The sequence below is a fragment of the Bifidobacterium sp. ESL1118 genome (assembly GCF_058505595.1).
On sequence record NZ_CP196371.1, the window covers coordinates 657390 to 676041 of the forward strand.

General features: G+C 56.0%; 17 protein-coding genes. 10 read left to right on the forward strand and 7 right to left on the reverse strand.

All coding sequences use genetic code 11. The features are described from left to right. Positions 1–39 precede the first annotated feature (39 nt). Positions 40–2268, forward strand: coding sequence for a ribonuclease J (locus ACSYSS_RS02555; RefSeq protein ID WP_491703926.1), 2229 nt, complete (start codon positions 40–42; stop codon positions 2266–2268). Positions 2269–2417: 149 nt separating this feature from the next. Here the strand turns inward: ACSYSS_RS02555 and ACSYSS_RS02560 are convergent, their stop codons facing one another. Both ACSYSS_RS02560 and ACSYSS_RS02565 read right to left on the reverse strand, forming a co-directional pair. Next, positions 2418–2708, reverse strand: coding sequence for a hypothetical protein (locus ACSYSS_RS02560; protein ID WP_491703927.1), 291 nt, complete (start codon positions 2706–2708; stop codon positions 2418–2420). Further along, on the reverse strand, positions 2705–3028 hold the full coding sequence (locus ACSYSS_RS02565) for a hypothetical protein (RefSeq protein ID WP_491703928.1): 324 nt from the start codon (positions 3026–3028) through the stop codon (positions 2705–2707). The genes ACSYSS_RS02560 and ACSYSS_RS02565 overlap by 4 nt, the downstream gene beginning before the upstream one ends. Before the next feature lie 300 nt (positions 3029–3328). Here ACSYSS_RS02565 and ACSYSS_RS02570 point away from each other — a divergent pair, with 300 nt between their 5' ends. Then, positions 3329–4714 (forward strand): riboflavin kinase, encoded by a 1386-nt coding sequence (locus ACSYSS_RS02570; protein ID WP_491703929.1) that lies wholly within the window; start codon positions 3329–3331, stop codon positions 4712–4714. 199 nt (positions 4715–4913) lie between these two features. Here ACSYSS_RS02570 and ACSYSS_RS02575 read toward each other — a convergent pair whose 3' ends face one another. The 5 genes from ACSYSS_RS02575 to radA all read right to left on the reverse strand — a co-directional run bounded on the left by ACSYSS_RS02575 (position 4914) and on the right by radA (position 10201). Beyond that, the gene (locus ACSYSS_RS02575) at positions 4914–5732 is read right to left on the reverse strand and encodes an amino acid ABC transporter ATP-binding protein (RefSeq protein ID WP_491704189.1); all 819 of its coding nucleotides are present in this window, start codon (positions 5730–5732) and stop codon (positions 4914–4916) included. A gap of 125 nt (positions 5733–5857) precedes the next feature. Continuing rightward, the gene (locus ACSYSS_RS02580) at positions 5858–6712 is read right to left on the reverse strand and encodes an amino acid ABC transporter permease (RefSeq protein ID WP_491703930.1); all 855 of its coding nucleotides are present in this window, start codon (positions 6710–6712) and stop codon (positions 5858–5860) included. Positions 6713–6923: 211 nt separating this feature from the next. Next, complete coding sequence (locus ACSYSS_RS02585) at positions 6924–7805, reverse strand: ABC transporter substrate-binding protein (protein ID WP_491703931.1); 882 nt, start codon at positions 7803–7805, stop codon at positions 6924–6926. Positions 7806–8168: 363 nt separating this feature from the next. Further along, positions 8169–8663: a cupin domain-containing protein gene (locus ACSYSS_RS02590; protein ID WP_491703932.1), complete on the reverse strand. Its 495-nt coding sequence runs from the start codon at positions 8661–8663 to the stop codon at positions 8169–8171. A gap of 122 nt (positions 8664–8785) precedes the next feature. Further along, positions 8786–10201 (reverse strand): DNA repair protein RadA, encoded by a 1416-nt coding sequence (radA, locus tag ACSYSS_RS02595; RefSeq protein ID WP_491703933.1) that lies wholly within the window; start codon positions 10199–10201, stop codon positions 8786–8788. A gap of 492 nt (positions 10202–10693) precedes the next feature. Between radA and ACSYSS_RS02600 the strand changes: the two genes are divergently transcribed. From ACSYSS_RS02600 to ACSYSS_RS02635, 8 genes are all read left to right on the forward strand, one after another. After that, the gene (locus ACSYSS_RS02600) at positions 10694–11104 is read left to right on the forward strand and encodes a cupin domain-containing protein (RefSeq protein ID WP_491703934.1); all 411 of its coding nucleotides are present in this window, start codon (positions 10694–10696) and stop codon (positions 11102–11104) included. Positions 11105–11311: 207 nt separating this feature from the next. Beyond that, positions 11312–11908 carry a MerR family transcriptional regulator gene (locus tag ACSYSS_RS02605; protein ID WP_491703935.1) on the forward strand — a complete coding sequence of 199 codons (597 nt, stop codon included), beginning with the start codon at positions 11312–11314 and terminating at the stop codon, positions 11906–11908. Between the two features lie 8 nt (positions 11909–11916). Beyond that, complete coding sequence (locus tag ACSYSS_RS02610) at positions 11917–12579, forward strand: hypothetical protein (protein WP_491703936.1); 663 nt, start codon at positions 11917–11919, stop codon at positions 12577–12579. Positions 12580–12661: 82 nt separating this feature from the next. Beyond that, positions 12662–12751 (forward strand): 30S ribosomal protein bS22, encoded by a 90-nt coding sequence (locus tag ACSYSS_RS02615; RefSeq protein ID WP_081867263.1) that lies wholly within the window; start codon positions 12662–12664, stop codon positions 12749–12751. Between the two features lie 250 nt (positions 12752–13001). Further along, the gene (gene groL, locus ACSYSS_RS02620; RefSeq protein WP_491703937.1) at positions 13002–14633 is read left to right on the forward strand and encodes a chaperonin GroEL; all 1632 of its coding nucleotides are present in this window, start codon (positions 13002–13004) and stop codon (positions 14631–14633) included. 319 nt (positions 14634–14952) lie between these two features. Beyond that, positions 14953–15657 carry a hypothetical protein gene (locus ACSYSS_RS02625; protein WP_491703938.1) on the forward strand — a complete coding sequence of 235 codons (705 nt, stop codon included), beginning with the start codon at positions 14953–14955 and terminating at the stop codon, positions 15655–15657. Positions 15658–15748: 91 nt separating this feature from the next. Further along, positions 15749–16483 carry a response regulator transcription factor gene (locus tag ACSYSS_RS02630; protein ID WP_491703939.1) on the forward strand — a complete coding sequence of 245 codons (735 nt, stop codon included), beginning with the start codon at positions 15749–15751 and terminating at the stop codon, positions 16481–16483. Between the two features lie 48 nt (positions 16484–16531). Further along, a complete protein-coding gene (locus tag ACSYSS_RS02635) occupies positions 16532–18589 on the forward strand; it encodes a sensor histidine kinase (protein ID WP_491704190.1) in 2058 nt (685 codons plus the stop codon). Positions 18590–18652: the final 63 nt, after the last annotated feature.

Consider the following 18652-nt stretch of genomic DNA (forward strand, 5'->3'; position numbering starts at 1 on the left):
TACGTCTGCTCAATCTGCAGACACAAACAGAAGAAAATAATGGTAACAACAGAAAAAAAATCAATTTCCTCGCATAGGCGTGGAAGTAAGTCAACAAAAAGTATCGATTCTTCCGAATCTGACAGAGGTTTGGGGGTTTCCGCATTGGGCGAGGAGCAGACCGGTTCCAACAATGCCGGCACTGCAACAGATGTAAAATCGACTCGTTCACGTGCGAATAAGGTCAGGGGCTCGCGTCGTTCTTCGGGTAAGTCGGATCAGCCCAGTGATTTGGAGCTTTCACAATTGGTGGAGACACAGCTTGTAGAACCAGATGATTCGGCTTCCCGATCGAAGGCCGCCAAGAGGTCCGCCCGTTCGTCCTCTGATTCAGGCGTGTCTCGTAAGTCGTCTTCCTCAAGGAATCGTGGTGGTGAGGGTCGTTCCCGCGAACGTTCGGGGCGCTCCGCTGCTGGTTCTCGTTCCGGTTCTCGACAGGGCGGTAAGGGTCGTGGTGCCTCGCGTGGCGGCCGCAGCATGACTCCGGCCATCCGTGACCCCAAGAGCACCACTCCTCAAGGTGAGCGTCTCATCGCACCGCCGAAGTACCGCAAGGGCTCCATGCGTGTGATTCCGCTCGGTGGTCTGGGCGAGATCGGCCGCAACATGAACGTCATCGAGTACAACGGGCATCTGCTGCTCGTCGACTGCGGTGTGCTCTTCCCTGACGAATCCCAGCCGGGCGTTGATCTCATCCTACCTGATTTCAGCTACATCAAGGACAGGCTCGACGACATTGAGGCACTTGTGCTCACCCACGGTCATGAAGACCATATCGGTGGCGTGCCTTATCTGCTGAATCTTCGTCCTGACATTCCGCTGATCGGCTCCAAGCTCACGCTCGGCTTTGTGAAGGCCAAGTGCGAGGAGCATCACCAGAACCCGCGTTGCGTTGAGGTCGACGGGCGAGACAAGCTCAAGGTAGGCCCGTTCAACCTCGAGTTCATCGCCGTCACCCACTCCATCCCCGACGCGCTCGCCGTGTGCATCAAGACCCCGGCCGGCACCATCATCGACACCGGTGACTTCAAGCTTGACCAGCTGCCCATCGATCACCGCATCACCGATCTCGTGGAGTTCGGCAAGCTTGGTGAGCAGGGCGTCGACATGGTCATGGTCGACTCCACCAACGCCGAGGTTCCCGGCTTCGTCAAGCCCGAGACCACCATCGGCCCCGAACTGGAGCGCGCCTTCGGCGAGGCCAAACGGAAGATCATCGTCGCATCCTTCTCCAGCCACGTGCACCGCGTTCAGCAGGTGGTCGATGCTGCAAAGAAGGTGGGCCGCAAGGTCGTCTTCGTGGGACGTTCCATGGTGCGCAACATGTCCATTGCCGCCGATCTTGGCTTCCTGCACCTGCCCGAGGGCATCATCGTCGACCTGAAGAAGGCCAAGGACCTGCCCGACGATAAGATCGTCTACATGTGCACCGGCTCGCAGGGTGAGCCGATGGCCGCCCTTGGCCGCATCGCCGACGGCAACCACCGCGACATCACCATCAACGAGTTCGACACGGTGGTGCTGGCAAGCTCTCTCATCCCCGGCAACGAGAATGAGGTCTACGGAGTGATCAACAAGCTGGTGCAGAAGGGTGCGCGCGTCATCAACCGCGACAACGCCGCCATCCATGTCTCCGGCCACTCCAACGAGGGCGAGCTCACCTACTTCTACAACATCCTCAAGCCCAAGTGCGTCATGCCCATCCACGGCGAGAACCGCCATTTGGTGGCCAATGGCCTCGTGGCCGTCAAGACGGGTGTGGACCCGAACAACGTGGTCCTTGCCGAGGACGGCGACGTGGTCGATCTCTACCACGGCCAGGCTGCTGTGGTTGGCTCCGTGCCGTGCGGCTATGTGTATGTTGATGGAGATACCGTTGGCCAGCTCACAGATGATGAGTTGCAGAAGCGACTGATACTCGGTAAAGAGGGCTTTGTCTCCTGCTTTGCCGTGGTGGACACCGAGAACGCGAATGTGGTCACCGGCCCGAAGATCTATCTCAACGCCATGGCCGAGGACGAGGGTGAGTTCAAGAAGGTGCGCAACCAGATTATTGAACAGCTCGAGGATGCCATGATGCATGGCACGCATGACACTCACGCATTGCAGCAGATCATGCGCCACACCATCGGGGAATGGGTGGCACGTCAGCTGCACCGCAAGCCGATGATCGTGCCGGTGGTTGCCGACATCGCCCACGATGTCGTCGATCCCACTCCAACGCACTGAGCGTAGGAGTTAAATCCACTCGGTAGGGAGATTGTTTGTTTGCTGCGTGGAAGAATGAATCAGGAATGGCGGAATTCCGCCATTCCTGATTTTGTTTTTTTATGATCGATTACGGGAATCTCCTTGCCGAATAAAAAGCGTGATGAACTTCAGTGTTCTGTGTTGACGTAGACCTTGTGACTGCGGGGGAATTCGCGCTTGAACGCCTGTTTGATGGCATGCTTGCACTCATTGAGTGATTTCGAGGTGTCGAAGGCGACGGCGCAGTCTTCGTAGCCCTGCTCCTTGAGCGTCACCAAACCGGGCGTCTTGCTGTCCTTGGCAAGGCTCACCGACCGGTCTTTCTTAGCCGTCAACAGTGTGATTGAAGTGTACTGCGACCGGGGGGCTGCGGCGTTCTCCATCATGCTGATGGCCTGTTTGACTGCGATCATCCTCATTTTCCGACCTCTTTCAGCGCTCGTTCCAGCTCGTGGGTGAATTCGTCCTTTTGCAGTGTGGATGTGATGAATAGCACGTCCGCCTTCTTTCCATCCATGGTGAAGGCGAGGCGCACCGACCCGTCGAGCCTCAGATTGACCCTGCATTCATAGACAATGTGCCCGTTCACACGCGATGACGCGGCGCGCTTGCATTTGGCCATGCCGGTGGCTGCCTGCGCCTCAAGAGCCTGATCGACCAGCTGGCGTACGTTCTGTTCGGTGCCTTTGTGCTTCTTGAAGAACTGCTTGCATCCGGCCTTCTCGTACGTCGTTTCCATGCCTTGGCCCCCTGGGTCATATGATAGGCAGACCGACCAACCGAGCAATTAAAAGACCAGATACACTGTTGCGTTAGCATAAGGGTCTGTTCAGGGAAAGTTATCCTTTGATGCCTTTGTCTAAAAATGTAAAGTTTGGCCTGCTGGCCTTGAGAAACAAGGAAACAAGAGTATCGGTGGATAATTCTGATACTGCCGAATGCCAATGCGTGGATTGGGCCGATTGATGATAATGCTCGACTGATGCTGCAGCTGTTGCTAGAGTAGATGAGTTATAAATCATCTGTGGGGAGTGGAACTGTGAAGGTAACGAAATTGATGCCTGATGTGACAGGTCTGGTGGATTGGCCGCTACTGAGCTTGGCTAAGCATACGGTGGTGACGGTGGGCACGTTCGACGGCATGCATAAGGGTCATCAGGCTGTGGTGAGGCGCGTTGCCGAATTGGCGAAGAAGACCGGCTCGCTTTCGGTGGTGGTGATGTTCGACACGCGTCCTTCGCTGGTCCATTCCTATGCTGCTGCGCACGACGGTGAAGAGCCACCGGAGGGCTTCGTGGATTCTGATTTGCTCACCGGTGTCGATGAACGTTTGCGTGTGCTCGGTTCCATGGGAATAGACCATGTGCTGATGGTGCATTACACGCTCGCCTTCGCAGCCAAGTCTTATCGCTTCTTTTTGGGGCAGCTCGTGGGCAAGCTTGGCATGCGTACGTTGGTACTTGGATTGGACGCCACCATGGGTGCGGGCCGCTCTGGCGGGGTCAAGGAGATTGATGCTCTGGCGCAGGCCACACGCCTCTTCGAACTCGATGTGGTCAGTGATTTGGGGCCGGGACAGGTTCGCGTGCCTCGGGTCATTACCCCCGAGCCGCCCGCCGAGAATCATTTGGGGGAGCCTGCCGATCCCCGCGCCGGTTTGGGCAAGACCTCCATGCGTGCTTGGAGCAAGGCGCATGATGCACATGAGACACGCGTCTGGAGCTCGTCGAACGTTCGGTACTTGCTCTCCCAAGGCTGTGTGCAGGCGGCGAACGATGTGCTCGGCCGTGCGCACGCAGTCGAAGGCGTGGTGGTGCATGGCGAGCAGATGGGACGCTCGTTGGGCTTCCCGACCGCCAACCTGGCGGCCGACAGCGAAGGCTATGTGCCGGTGGATGGCGTGTATGCGGGCTGGCTCATCGATCTTGGTACGGCCGAAGAGCAGCAGGAAAGCGGTTTTGACGAAGCAGGGAACGAGTATCCGGATGATGGCGCAAACAGTGATGTATCTGCCGGCAAGACTCCTGATATGACTGATGTGGGAGAGGACGAGGATGTGGCTCACGCGGAGAGGACGAATGCAACCGCGAAGACTAAGGCAGTGCAGGGCAGGCCCGTACAAATCGATTTCTCCCACGATGAGGCCCGTATGGCCTCTGGGTCGCAGTATCGTTGGCAGGCGGCAATCTCGATAGGGACCAAACCCACGTATCGTGGTGAATTGGGCAAGGTGGCGCGGGTCATCGAGCCCTATGCCATCACCGATGACTGGCTGAATCTCTACGGCCACCGAGTGCGCGTCGAGTTCACGGGGTTTTTACGTGCCCAGGTGGCGTTCAGTGGCTCGGACGAACTCAAACAGGCCATGCAGGACTACGTAGATCAGACTCTTGAGGTCAATTCGCGGCAGGAAGGCAGAAACTAGTCTTTGATTTCGTTTGGTAGGGAGATTACATCGAAAAATCAGGGACGGCGGAATTCAAATCGTTGGAATTTTGCCATCCCTGATGTTATATTGCACACGATATTGTAGATTTCTCCCTACCGAACGAATCGGAATGTCATTTGCCCACTTTGAGAATTTCCAACGATTGCGATTAAGGTGCTTTTACACAATAAAACTGTCACAGCCCGCGGAAATGGCTGAAGAACTCGCGAGTCTGCGAGTTCTGTGAGTCGTGCATCACAGCCTTTGGCGTCCCGTTCTCGGTGATGATGCCTCCCTGCAGCAGAATCACGCGGTCGGCGGCGTCCTCGGCGAACTGCATCTCATGCGTCGCCATGAGAATGGTGGTGCCTTGTTCCTTGAGCTCGCGCACCATGGCCAGCACCTCGCCCACCAGCATCGGGTCGAGCGCGGAGGTGATTTCGTCCAGCAGCAGGAGCTCCGGCTCGCTCATCAGCGCTCTGGCGATGGCCACGCGCTGCTGCTGGCCGCCGGAGAGCTGGTCAGGGTAGGTGCGTGCCTTGCTCTCCATGCCGATGCGTTTGAGCAGCCCCATGGCCTTCTCATTGGCTTCTTCTTTGGGCATGTGGTGCACCTTGACCGCCCCGAGTGTCACGTTCTTCAGGACACTCATATGCGGGAAGAGATTGAACTGCTGAAACACCACACCGATGCGTGACCGGCTCTGGTCGGCGTTGATCTGTGGGTCGGTGATATCCGTGCCATTAAGCCATATCTGCCCGTCGTCCACTCGCTCCAGCAGGTTGATGCAGCGCATGAGTGTGGATTTGCCTGAGCCGGACGGCCCAAGCAGGGCCACCACTTCGTGCGGATGGATGTCGAAGGAGATGTCACGCAGCACGCTATTGTCCCCGAATGATTTCGCAATGCTGCTTACACGGAGCACAGGCCGGTCTGAACCTTCCGTGCCGTTGTTACGGGGGCGACTGTGAGTAGCAGTTGCATGAGGTCTGAGCTCTGTGTTGTTCTTGTGCATGTTTCGTTCCGTTTCATGCGCCATGGCCATGGACTTATTGGACGAGGTATTGCCTGTCCACCGCGGACTTTGGCGCGTTGTCTTGTTTTGCACCTCGCTGGCCTGCGCATTCTCGTTCATGGTGCTCATACCGTGCCGCCGCTTTGTTCGCGGCGGCGAAGCTTGGCCGCATACCAGTCATTGAGGAAGATGAACGGTATGCTCAGTGCTATGAAGAGCAAGCTGGCCACCACATACGGGGTGTAGTTGAAATATTTTGAGGATGCGATCTGCGCCGCACGTACCGCATCCACCACCCCGAGGGTGGAGATGAGGCCCACATCCTTCTGCATGGAGATGAAATCGTTCATCAGTGCCGGTGCCACGCTGCGTAGAGCCTGCGGAATGACCACTAGTCGTATGGTCTGTCCATTGGTCAGTCCGAGTGACCTTGCAGAGGCGCGTTGAGATGGGTTCACATCTTGGAACCCGGCCCGAAGCACCTCTCCGATATAGGCGGAATACGACATCACTACTGCCACCGTGCCGAGAATCACCGGTGGGATGCGGCCGAAAATCTCAAGCCCTGGAATGCCAAAACCAATCAGGTACAGCACCACGATCATTGGGATGCCGCGCATTACGGTGGTATAGATCACCATCAGCGCCCGCAGCGGGAAGAGCACGGCTGATTTGCTGGTTCGTAGCACGGCGATGAGCGTGCCGAAAACAGCCACTCCAATCACAGCGACAATCAGCACTTCGACATTGACCCACAGACCATTCAAGATGCTGGGGAAGGACTGCATGAAGTATTTACCTGAGAAGAACGACTGTTTCACTCGTGGCCAACCGGGCGAGAAATGAAGGCCCATCACGATGAGCGCAATGAGCACCAACGTACTGACTATGCTGGTGGCCACTGACTTTTCGCTTTGCCGCTGTCTATAGGCTCGCCTGCCAAGCTCCACGCTGCTGCGTTGCGATGGTTCGTTTTTCATAGGATTCGATTTCTGTGTGCCGGTATTAACATATGCAAACATACTCGATACGCCGAACTACTGGGCCCTGCGCAATAATGAGCAGTTGCGTGCAAAAGGCCTGTGGTGCTTCTGCACAAAAAAGCGTGGCGAATGCACTTGATTGGCTGTGCCTTCGCCACGCTTCGCTGCTCAATGAATCGATATCGGTCGGTTCGGATTCGGTATTGGGTTACTTGAGCATCGGAATATCGGTGGTGTATTCCTTGAGCCAGGTGCTCTGCAGCTTATCGAGTGTGCCGTCTTTCTTCATGGCATTAATCGCCTTTGTGACCGCCGGCGTGAGCTTGGAGCCCTTGGGCAGCACGGCACCGGTGCCTTCAGGATCGTCCGAGCCTGGAATCTGGCCGACCACAACGGAGTTCTTCACCTGATTGGCCTTGACAACGTCAACCGCGGTTGGGGTGTCAAGGACGATGGCATCGATCTGATTGGCGTCGAGCGCCTGGGCCAGGGCGGCGTTGTCGTTGAAGATCTTGATGTCCTGCTTGATCTTGGATTGTGCGAAGTCGAGCGAAGTGGATCCGACCATGGCGCCCACGGTGGCTGCCTTGAACGCCTTGACGGTCTTGGCCTTGGCGTACTTGGAATCCTTGCGCACCACGATGGACTGCTTGACGTTGTAGTAGCTCGGGGAGAAGTCCACGGCCTGCTTGCGGTCCTCGGTGATGGTGTACTGCTGGATGTTCATGTCCCAGTTCTTGGCACCGGGTGCGGTGGCTTCGTCGAACGTGGTGCGTACCCACTTCACATCCGACTTCTCGAAACCGAGGCGACCGGCCAGGGAGTACGCCAGTGCAGCCTCGTACCCCTTGCCGCTTTCGGGCTTGTCGTTCAGCACCCACGGAGCATAGGCCGGTTCTCCCGTGGCGACGGTGAGTTTGCCGGGGGTCACGGTGAGTTTCTTGACATCCGTTGAGCTGCTCTGCCCGCTGTTTCCGGTATTCGAAGACTGGCCGCTGTTGCTTGACCCACAGCCGGCACCCAGCATGAGCACGGCGGCGCTCAGTGCCACCGCCACAGCTTTGAAACAATGATTATGCAATACACTCATGGAACGCTCCCTATGGTTGATTTCTCTCCTGGATTCCGACGCCTGGGCTGCTTGACTACCTTGATGGCTCTTGCATGGCAATGCCGGATCTCTTAAGGTGTCGGTGAGGTGTGGAACGCATCCATACTAATCGTAGTGCACTACCGAATCAGCTATTTGTGCCGAAAACTCGAGTTCAGTAGCGGAAGGTGGCATCGAAATTTTCGATATCACGTTATTGCGTCGCCGCCGCGTGGTTCCGCAAATGCGCATGCAAATTTGCGTTTGGCCCTATTTGTTTCTGATGGAGCAATTGCTTACAAGTCAATCAGCGAGATAAGCACTAGGGGTCCCTTGTATATGGAAATTGACGGTGTTGCCGTGTCACTCCAGGGTGAACCCGTTGAAGGTGAAGCCAGGGCTTACTACGCACGAGACGACAGCATCGTCTTTGCCGGGGACGGTGCGCTGCCAGCAGCCTTCGGGGATGATGAATTGGCCGATGGGTTTCTGATCGTTCTCGGTGCCTTCGTCGGCAAATCCTGAGCCGAGCAGCACGGTCTTGCGTTTGGTGGGGTCGTCCTCAGGTGACTCCCCGGTGCCACCCAACTCCAAGGTGACGGTGGCAGGGCCGTGCCACAGCCATATCTCGTCGGCATCCACTTTGTGCCATGCGCTGGCGTCGCCTTGTGCCAGCAGGAAGTAGATGAGCGTGGATAAGGGTCGGTCTACCTCTCCTGATTCCGTTTTCCGCGTGGCCTTGGCACTGGCCCACGTTTGCCGGTACCATCCGCCTTCGGGATGAGGCTTGAGCCCTAGCTGCTTAACCACGCTCCTGGCATAGTCGCTCATGTTCTCCAATGCGATGGCGTCACTCATCACAATAGCTCCTTGAATCATGGTCTGCCGCTCGGTGCCCCAGTTGTTTGGTGGTGACACGTGCTAAATGCCGCAGAGTCGGTCTGTATAACGATGAAACGGTGCCTGCTTTTTCTGGCAGACTAACTCAGTAGTGTGTCTAGCGCATCTCGCAGTGAGGATACCTCGACGATGTCGAGACCTGCAATCGGCTTCGGTTTCCTAGCATGGGCGCGGGTGGCGGGCACCACCGCACGGGTGAAGCCCAGACGTGCGGCTTCGTTCAAGCGGTGTGCCAGCTGGGGGATGGGACGTATCTGCCCGGTCAGCGAGATCTCGCCGATGGCACAGGTGGTGCGCGCGATAGGCCTTGATTTGGCCGCACTGGCCAGCGCGGCCGCTATGGCGAGGTCGCACGCGGGTTCCTTGGCCAGGCCTCCGGCAATGGTGGAGACGTAGAGATCGTTGGCGAGCAGGTTCACCCGCCCGTGTCGGTAGAGCACCGCCGCCAGCATGGCAAGCCGGTTCTGGTCGATGCCGTTGGTGTTGCGTCGTGGTGTGGGCAACACGGATTTGGTGACGAGACCTTGCACCTCGATTGGCAGGCTGCGGTGGCCGTCAAGGGTGAAAGTGATGCAGGTGCCTTCCACCGGTGCGTCGTCGGGGGAGAGGAACAGACCGGACGGGTCGGTGACCTCCTCGATGCCCTCGCCGCTCATGTCGAAGCAACCCACCTCGTCGGTGGGTCCGAAGCGGTTTTTGGCCGCGTGCAGCATGCGCAGCGCCGTCTGGCTGTCACCTTCGAACTGGCAGACCACGTCCACCAGATGCTCCAGGGTGCGAGGGCCTGCGATCGAGCCATCCTTGGTGACGTGGCCCACAAGCATGACCGGAATATCGAGGGTCTTGGCGGTGTCGATCAAGGCGCTCGCCACCTCGCGCACCTGAGTGGAGCCGCCGGAGATGCCGTCGACGTCTTGGGAGACGATGGTCTGCGCCGAATCCACAATGGTCAGGCTGGGCTTGTGCTGTTCAATCAAGGCCAAAGCCGTGGCGAGGTCGGTGGTGGTGGCCATCAGCAGGTTGGGTTCGACGGCGTTGATGCGTGAGGCACGCATGCGCACCTGTGCCTGAGATTCCTCACCGGAGATGTACAGCACGGGGCGTTTGGGTTTCTCTCGTGCCACATTTCCAGCAGTCTCCAATAGCAATGTGGACTTGCCGATGCCTGGTTCTCCGGCAACCAGCACTACGGATCCAGGCACCACGCCGCCGCCGAGCACGCGGTCGAATTCGCTGAAGCCGGTGGGGATGCGCGCCACGGAGTCGGTGCTGATGTCGGTGATGGGCAGCGCTGCAGCCGCACCTGCCATCGGTGCCACGCCGGGCTGGGTGCGCGAGGTGCGTCCGGCCGCAGCGGTGCGTTTGGTAGCTGCGGGACGTGCTTCGTGAAATTCCTCCACGGTGCCCCACTGCCCGCATTCAGGGCAACGGCCGTACCATTTCACGCCGTTCCATCCGCATTCTGAGCATACGTATTGTGTTGTGCTTTTCGCCATACCTCGACGCTAGCCAATCGGTGCGACCGAATCTGTGCTACTTCTACAGATAATGCCATTATTCGTCATTATCCGTAGGGATTTGTGCGAATCTCGCTAAACTCCGACATGTTGTGCCGTATTCTGGCACTATTTGTTGCGTCGCAAATGAATGCCTGCATATTATGCCTTTGCATGGCACTTATTGCGGTGATGCAGATGAGTGCCTGCAGATAATGCCGTATTCTGGCATTATCTGCAGTTTCTGGGTTGTCTGATGGCATGTTATGCCGTGTTTTGGCACTATCTGTAGGCGTTACGCATAGTCTGCGGTAAATAGTGCCGTCAATGGCAATGGCGGACCCTTAATATATCGTCGTATCGCATATAAGCAATCAATTTGACTTCGAGTACTTTAAGTCTTTAGGGTTGATGGTGTTCTGGTAATCCAGCCAGTGTATTCGGCGGTATTCCGGCCCAAGCCACCGATTGTTGCAAACAAAGGAAGTCGTTATGACCGCAATCAATGAATCCAACAACCCAAGCCCGTTTGAACTCGGCAAACCCAATGATGCGTATGCACAATACTTTACTGGACAGAGCTATTTAGCTCCGCTCGGTGGGGACGACAAGGTCGGGGTGAGCAACGTCACTTTTGAGCCTGGTTGCATTAACCACTGGCATGTGCATCATGGTGCCGCGCAGATTTTGCTTGCCGTGGGCGGTGTGGGGTATTATCAGATTGAAGGTGAACCCATCAAGAAGCTTGAGCCTGGCGATGTGGCGGTGATTCCCGCTGAGGCCAAGCATTGGCATGGTGCTAGCCCGAATCATGCTTTCGCCCATATCGCCGTCATGGCTGCAGGCACCCCCACTGATTGGTTGGAGCCTGTGGATGAGACAGAATACGCCAAGCTGGACTGACGTCGTGCCTGGGGCAGTCATGCACTGCGTTCATTGGGTGTCGTAGTCCAACCGAAGTGTGCAAGAAGACCAGGTTGGTTGGGTTGTGAAGGCTTGATACACCAAGTGGTTGAATGCACTGGCTGGCAGGGCATATTCGTGTTGCAGTGTTGTTGGTTTCGTATCGCCGTTTTCCTATAGAGTCAGGAGTACTTGACAATGGTTGCAATGTCATTCAATGAACAGACGCAATTCCCCACGGCGTCGATGGTCCACAGTGAGGAAACGGTTACGCCACGTTATGCCACGGATCAGGAGGCCTCTGGTTTGACGGACCGGAGTGATGTTGCTGGATCATGGACCAAACGTTGGCATTCCATTCGTGAGGCGTCACTGTACTGTGGGCTCTCCGAAAGCACATTGCGGTATTATGAGCAAATTGGCATTATCACAGGTATTCGTCGCGACCCTGTTTCAGGACATCGCATTTATGACGATGCCGATTTGGAGGACCTCACCACCATTTCCTGTCTTTCCGCAACGGGCATGCCTCTTGCCGATATGCGTAAGTACATGGCGAATCGGTCGGAAGGCAAGGTCGGCGCCGAGGGCGAGATGGAATTGCTGCGGCGTCAGCAGGAACGTCTTGATGAGGAACGTCGGTTTCTTGAAGACCGTAGCGAGTACGTGGGCATGAAGATTGAATATTGGAATGCCGTGGCTGAAGGCAGAGATGAAGAGGCGCGTGAACTCGGAGCCAGGGCTGGCAAGAAGGCCCAGAAGATAGGTCGTGGCTCGTCCAAGCGTCAACATGCTGTGAAATAATACGGCGTATGTCTACAATCCAGAACAATAACCACCCTTCTTCTGGGAGTTCGTCGTCTTCTCGCAAAAGTCTTTTTACAGTCTTTGCGGCAGCGGCAATAGTTGTCGTTCTGGCTCTGATTTCGGCATTTGGCTGGCCAGGCTGGGCTTTTAGTAAGAGTGATGGATCGAGTAGATCCCAGCAGTCTCAGTCAGCTAAGTCCGCTCCGACCACCCCGTCGATCAAGGCTCAGCAACTTCCTGGAAACGCTTCGGCATTGTTGAAGGCCATGCCCGACAGCGTATTGAATTTTGCACGCACCAAGGCCGGTTCCAGTAGTCAGTGGAAGGATTCGAAGCCGTTGGAAGAGTACACCCTGACGTATTCAACTGGTTCGGCTAAGGCCGGCGTAACGCTCATTGTGGCTCAATGGTCGTCACATGAGGCTGCCGTCGGGCAGTACGATACGTTGCGTAAGGGGCTTGACGGCACTGATTTGGCCCAAGGGGACATAAAGGTATCCGGCAGTACTACGGGTAGCTATATCGTCAAGGGGGTCTCGAAATCAAGCGCATCCGGTAAAGGCAAGACGTCGTCGGCCACGGCTCTCTGGTCCAATGACACTGTGGTGTTCGAGGCCACTGGCGCAAAGGATTCGGTGCTTCGGTTCTATCAGAAGTTCCCGCTATAGGGAGTGTCGGCGAAGCAAAGTCGGCTTGAGCGTGTATTATTGGGCAAGTTGCAAACTTTCAGTCTAGGAATGGAGGCTTCAGATGGGATCGATCATCAAGAAGCGCCGCAAGCGGATGAGCAAAAAGAAGCACCGCAAAATGCTGCGTAAGACTCGTCATCAGCGCAAGTAGTGGGCTGTAGACGGCATTTGCGTATGCTGTGATTTATTTCAAGGCTTGGAACCGTATCGTTCCAAGCCTTTTGTCGTATTTGCTTTCTTGCCGACAGCGCAATCATCGGTACGTGTTGGCACTCTGAGGGTGAGAGTGCTAATCTTGCAATCAGCACTTGAAGTTTGTCTGTGTCACTTGGCAGCTGACGGCCGAATGGTAGTCAGACTTCGGTGGGTCAATGAACATGTAGCCATAAGTGGAGGAACGAATGGCAAAGATGATTGCATATGACGAGGAAGCTCGTCAAGGAATGCTGGCTGGTCTCGATGAGCTGGCCAATACTGTTAAGGTGACTCTTGGCCCCAAGGGCCGTAATGTGGTGCTCGATAAGTCCTATGGCGCACCCACCATCACGAATGATGGCGTTTCCATCGCCAAGGAAATCGATCTTGAAGACCCCTACGCCCGCATCGGTGCCGAGCTTGTCAAGGAGGTCGCCAAGAAGACCGATGACGTTGCCGGTGACGGCACCACTACCGCCACTGTTCTTGCGCAGGCTCTTGTACACGAAGGTCTTAAGAACGTGGTTGCCGGTGGCAATCCAATTGCCTTGCGGCGTGGTATCGAAAAGGCCGCGGATGCCATCGTCAAGGAGTTGATGAGCGTCGCAACCGATGTCGAGACCAAGGAACAGATTGCCGCCACGGCGACCATCTCTGCTGGCGACCCTGAGATCGGTGACAAGATCGCCGAGGCTCTCGACAAGGTCGGCCAGGACGGCGTTGTCACTGTTGAGGACAACAACCGTTTCGGTCTGGATCTTGAGTTCACCGAGGGTATGCGCTTCGACAAGGGCTATATTTCCCCGTATTTCGTCACCAACAACGATGAACAGACTGCCGTACTCGACGACCCGTACATCCTGCTCACAGGTGGCAAGGTTTCCAGCCAAGAAGACATCGTCCACATCGCGGAGCTCGTCATGAAGTCCGGCAAGCCGCTGCTCATCATCGCGGAGGATGTCGATGGTGAGGCTCTGCCCACCTTGATTTTGAACAAGATTCGTGGCACGTTCAACTCCTGCGCCGTCAAGGCCCCAGGATTCGGCGATCGCCGTAAGGCCATGTTGCAGGACATCGCGGTGCTGACCGGCGCTCAGGTCGTCTCCGATGATTTGGGCCTGAAACTCAACTCCATTGACCAGTCCGTTTTGGGTCACGCCTCCAAGGTCATCGTCTCCAAGGATGAGACCACCATCGTCTCCGGTGGTGGTTCCAAGGACGAGGTGGCTGCCCGCGTCTCCCAGATTCGTGCCGAGATCGACAATACGGATTCTGACTATGATCGCGAAAAGCTTCAGGAGCGTCTGGCGAAGCTGGCTGGCGGTGTGGCTGTGATCAAGGTCGGTGCTGCCACCGAGGTTGAGGCCAAGGAACGCAAGCATCGCATTGAGGATGCCGTGCGCAATGCCAAGGCCGCTGTGGAAGAAGGGCTGCTGCCTGGTGGCGGTGTGGCTCTTGTTCAGGCTGCCAAGAAGGCTGAAGAGACTGCAGCGATCAAGGATCTGACCGATGAAGAGGCCACCGGCGCCGCGATTGTCTTCCGTGCCGTTGAGGCTCCGATTAAGCAGATTGCCGAGAACTCCGGTGAGTCCGGTGATGTGGTCCTTAATAAGGTTCGTTCTCTGCCTGCCGGCCAAGGCTTTAATGCCGCAACTAACACATATGAGGATTTGCTGGCTGCAGGTGTTGCAGATCCGCTCAAGGTGACCCGTTCGGCGCTGCAGAATGCCGCTTCGATTGCTGGCCTGTTCCTCACAACCGAAGCTGTTGTAGCCAATAAGCCTGAGCCGCCGGCACCTGCCGCCGCTCAGGGCCAGGGCGCTGACATGGGCTACTGATTCCAACCCAAAGCACAGATACTTGATGGATTGATATCCATTTGGTGTCATATGGATGCCTGCTGACCGTTTTATAACAACGAGCAGAAGGCATCCATATTTTTATCTGCTCTGCCACTGACGCCGGGGCTATGGTTTTGTCCGTTTAATCTGACTGGAAAGTCGCGAGTCTGTTCAAACGGACGTTTGAGAGCCGATAGATGTCCTTTTTGTCGGACTTGACTACATAATGCGGATTGTGATGTCCGTTTCACTTATATCGACACCGCTGGGCGGTAGACTATGGTTACAGCTTTGTTGTCGTATGTAAAGGATTGTGATGATGGCCGTGAGTGGTGGCATGTTCATGGTGTGTGGTCGGCGCATTTCGCGTTGTTTCTCGCCTCTTTTGACGTTTCTTCTCTCTGTTGCTATGGTATTTTGCCCTGTTTTTGCCGTTGGCGCCATTCCCGCTTGGGGCGCCCAGTCGGAAAGCGGTACCGATGCCGTCAAGGGAGCCGTGACGGACACCCAGAACCTGCTCGGTGGCCAGTCGGCGAAAATCAATGACGAAATCCTCTCTACACACCAGCAGACAGGGGTGTATGTCCGTCTCCTGTATCTTGCGAACTTCAGCGGGACCAAGAACCCAGATAAATGGGTGTCCACTGTGCTGGAATCGACAAAGCCGCGGCCCAATACCGTCATGCTGGCTGTGGCGTCGAATGACGGCAGGCTGGTGGTGGCCGTCTCCAATAATTCTGATCAATGGCTCAAAAAGCAGAAGAACGTGGATGATCTTTCCCAAGCCTCCCTGGAGCCGCTGCAGCATTCGGATACACCGGATTGGCCCGGATCGGCTATAGCGTTCATGGAGAAGATCAAGGCCATCGAGCATCAGCGTGAGGTCACACGCAGAACAATCGTGATTGCGGTTGTCGTTGTATCGCTTATTGCTGCATGCGTGGCGGCTGCCGCGGTGTTTGTCTGGTATAGCCATAAGCACAGTCACGCGCGTCATAGACGTTCACATCATTCCCGCTGATTGCAGGTTGCATGTCCTTGCATGCGCATTATTCATTTGACAACCAGAGAACATTCAGGGAATGTACAGTAATCGGTGCCATGATAATAGCATGACAAAACCAATAGAAGCATCGATTGTAGTGGTGGATGATGAGCCTTCGATTCGCGATTTGCTCGTGGCTTCATTGCATTTTTCCGGTTTTGAAGTGGCCACGGCTGCTTCAGGGTCCGAGGCCATCGAAGTCATCGAACGGGTGCAGCCAGATCTCATCATCCTCGATGTCATGCTGCCTGACATCGACGGTTTCACGGTGACTCGTCGCATTCGTCAGGAGGGCATCGACGCGCCTGTGCTCTTCCTCACGGCGCGAGACGACACTCAGGACAAGGTTATGGGTCTGACCGTTGGCGGTGACGACTATGTCACTAAGCCATTTAGTTTGGAGGAGGTCGTGGCTCGTATTCGGGCTATTCTGCGACGTACCCATGAGCAGGTGGAAGACGATCCCATCATCAGCGTGGGCGACCTCGAAATCAATGAGGATTCGCACGATGTCACGCGAGCCGGGCAGCCGATTGATTTGAGCCCAACGGAATATAAGTTGCTGCGTTACCTCATGGATAACGAGGGGCGCGTGCTTTCGAAGGCCCAGATCCTCGACCATGTCTGGCAATATGACTGGGGCGGTGACGCGGCCATTGTGGAGTCCTACATATCCTATCTGCGCAAAAAGGTCGATGGTGTGGAGACGAAAGGCCCAGACGGCAAAATGCACAAGGTGGCCCCGCTTATCGAGACCAAACGTGGCATCGGCTACATGATCCGTGAACCTAAAAAGGCATAGGTGCTCATGACCGAGTCGAAACCGGGTTTGGATTCACAAGAGGCGCCAATGCCCGATACCGTTGAGGCGGGGTTGGATTCTGCTTGCGATGGCGCTTCCGGCGAACATCCCGTCTCTGCTGGAGGCAAGGGTTCCAACGCTGATACTGAAACGGCTCACACAGACGATCAGGGGTCTGGATTCTCGTCCGGGCTGTTGCATCGCATTCTGCTGCGACGTATCGACAGTATACCATTGATTACAAAATTAGTGGCTTGTATGCTTGTCCTGCTTGCAGTGGGCACATTCGGCATCTCGTTTGCCATCCGTCAGCTCGTCGGCAATTATCTGCTTGAAAAAGCCGATTCGCAGCTGCGTGACCAGGCTCCGTTGATCTACAACAACGCAAGGTGGCTTGAGGAGCAGCAGAACATCCAAAATGGTTCGGGCGTTCCCAATGATTACTTCATGCAGTACCGTGATGCACACAACAGGATTGTCTATACGCCTCTCGTCGTCACACTCAAAGGAGGGGTTGTCTCCGAACCGGTTCTTCCTGCAAATGGCACTATGAACGGTGTGGAGCTAGGCCAGCCGTTTACCACAACCTCCAAGCTTATCAATGCACCGTCAGGGGCTGATTCGGCCATGTTGGAACGGGCTCAGGCTCCTTGGCGAGTGTTGGCTTTGGCTCGCCAAGACAGGGATGAAAACGGTAAGCTCACGATCACGCAGGTGGTGTATATCGGCATTTCGCTGAGCGACCAGATTGATGTTGTCCGGACTCTGACAAGGGACGCCATATATGTCAGTATTGCGATTATCCTCATAGGCGCTGTGCTGGGCACCCTGTTGGTGCGCCGCACACTGGAACCGCTGAAACGCATTGAAAAGACAGCCGCTAAAATCGCAGCCGGCGATCTAAGCCAGCGTGTTCCCACGGCTCCCAAGAACACCGAGGTCGGCTCGCTGGCGGCATCGCTCAATGCCATGTTGGCACGCATCGAATCAAGCTTCCGCGAGCAGCAGGAGACCACGGAGAAGATGAAGCAGTTCGTCTCCGATGCCAGCCATGAGCTCCGTACCCCTCTGGCCGCCATTCAGGGTTATGCAGAGCTGTATACGATGCAGCGTGAGCTTCCAGGAGCCCTTGAGCGTGCCGACGATTCAATCGGCCATATCAAGGCATCCAGCTCTCGGATGACCGTGCTCGTGGAGGATCTGCTTTCACTCGCCAGGCTGGACGAGGGTCGTGGCATTGACATCACTCAGTCAGTGAGGTTGGATAAGCTGTTTCAGGATTCCGTGGACGATTTGCATGCACTCGATCCGGAGCGCAGCATCACCAAGTGTTCGTTAAGGCTCACGCCAGCCTATGACTTGAAAGCCGCCGGTCTATCGTTCGTCCCTGGGGCGTTTCCGAAGATCGAACTCAATGGCGATGGGTCCCGTTTGCGTCAGGTCTTCACGAATATCGTCGGCAACATCCATCGGTACACTCCCTCGGATTCGCCTGTGGATGTCGCTTTGGGCACATTCAGTTCCACAATCGGCCCAGAGGCCATTCAACACATGCCTCCCACCGTTGTCTCCTTCGAACAACTCTTGCAGTCCGCCAAGGTCAGCGGAACCGATTCGCAGGGCACGAACTATGTCGTTGCGGCCATTGCAGACCATGGACCAGGAGTGCCTGAAAATAAACAGTCTCAGATTTTCGAACGGTTCTACACCGCTGATCCCTCAAGAGCAAGGCTGAAAGGTGGAACGGGGCTGGGCATGTCGATTGTGCTGTCTGTGGTCAGGGCGCATCATGGCTTTATCTGCGCCACCACCACACCGTCAGGCGGGCTCACGCTCTCCATCATCCTGCCCATCGGTCCTGCAGTTTGCGACCAACCCTCTTCAGACAAGGAATCCGGTGACTCCGCCAATGTGCAGAGGAAAGCCCGGGTTTCAAGGGCGTCGAAGTCATCAAAGGCGCATAGGTCGGTTATGAGGACAAGGCCTTCAAAAAATCACGACAAGAATCGTGACGCATCAGACAGTGGCAGTGGCGAACTCGAACTGTACCAGACCGGAGGCCACGATCCTCACGATGTGAGGCAGAGGCCTGATAGGCACGATTAGGTTTCATTCCCAGCGGTGCGCCTCACGGCATCAGTGGCGGTCAATGGGTTGTTGGGGATGCTC

Bases quoted from the DNA above. Each gene is read 5' to 3' on its own strand.
- ACSYSS_RS02555 (WP_491703926.1), top strand. From the start codon at position 40: ATGGTAACAACAGAAAAAAAATCAATTTCCTCGCATAGGCGTGGAAGT.
- ACSYSS_RS02560 (WP_491703927.1), bottom strand. From the start codon at position 2,708: ATGAGGATGATCGCAGTCAAACAGGCCATCAGCATGATGGAGAACGCC.
- ACSYSS_RS02565 (WP_491703928.1), bottom strand. From the start codon at position 3,028: ATGGAAACGACGTACGAGAAGGCCGGATGCAAGCAGTTCTTCAAGAAG.
- ACSYSS_RS02575 (WP_491704189.1), bottom strand. From the start codon at position 5,732: ATGCACAAGAACAACACAGAGCTCAGACCTCATGCAACTGCTACTCAC.
- ACSYSS_RS02580 (WP_491703930.1), bottom strand. From the start codon at position 6,712: ATGAAAAACGAACCATCGCAACGCAGCAGCGTGGAGCTTGGCAGGCGA.
- ACSYSS_RS02585 (WP_491703931.1), bottom strand. From the start codon at position 7,805: ATGAGTGTATTGCATAATCATTGTTTCAAAGCTGTGGCGGTGGCACTG.
- ACSYSS_RS02590 (WP_491703932.1), bottom strand. From the start codon at position 8,663: ATGAGTGACGCCATCGCATTGGAGAACATGAGCGACTATGCCAGGAGC.
- radA (WP_491703933.1), bottom strand. From the start codon at position 10,201: ATGGCGAAAAGCACAACACAATACGTATGCTCAGAATGCGGATGGAAC.
- ACSYSS_RS02600 (WP_491703934.1), top strand. From the start codon at position 10,694: ATGACCGCAATCAATGAATCCAACAACCCAAGCCCGTTTGAACTCGGC.
- ACSYSS_RS02605 (WP_491703935.1), top strand. From the start codon at position 11,312: ATGTCATTCAATGAACAGACGCAATTCCCCACGGCGTCGATGGTCCAC.
- ACSYSS_RS02610 (WP_491703936.1), top strand. From the start codon at position 11,917: ATGTCTACAATCCAGAACAATAACCACCCTTCTTCTGGGAGTTCGTCG.
- ACSYSS_RS02615 (WP_081867263.1), top strand. From the start codon at position 12,662: ATGGGATCGATCATCAAGAAGCGCCGCAAGCGGATGAGCAAAAAGAAG.
- groL (WP_491703937.1), top strand. From the start codon at position 13,002: ATGGCAAAGATGATTGCATATGACGAGGAAGCTCGTCAAGGAATGCTG.
- ACSYSS_RS02625 (WP_491703938.1), top strand. From the start codon at position 14,953: ATGATGGCCGTGAGTGGTGGCATGTTCATGGTGTGTGGTCGGCGCATT.
- ACSYSS_RS02630 (WP_491703939.1), top strand. From the start codon at position 15,749: ATGACAAAACCAATAGAAGCATCGATTGTAGTGGTGGATGATGAGCCT.
- ACSYSS_RS02635 (WP_491704190.1), top strand. From the start codon at position 16,532: ATGCCCGATACCGTTGAGGCGGGGTTGGATTCTGCTTGCGATGGCGCT.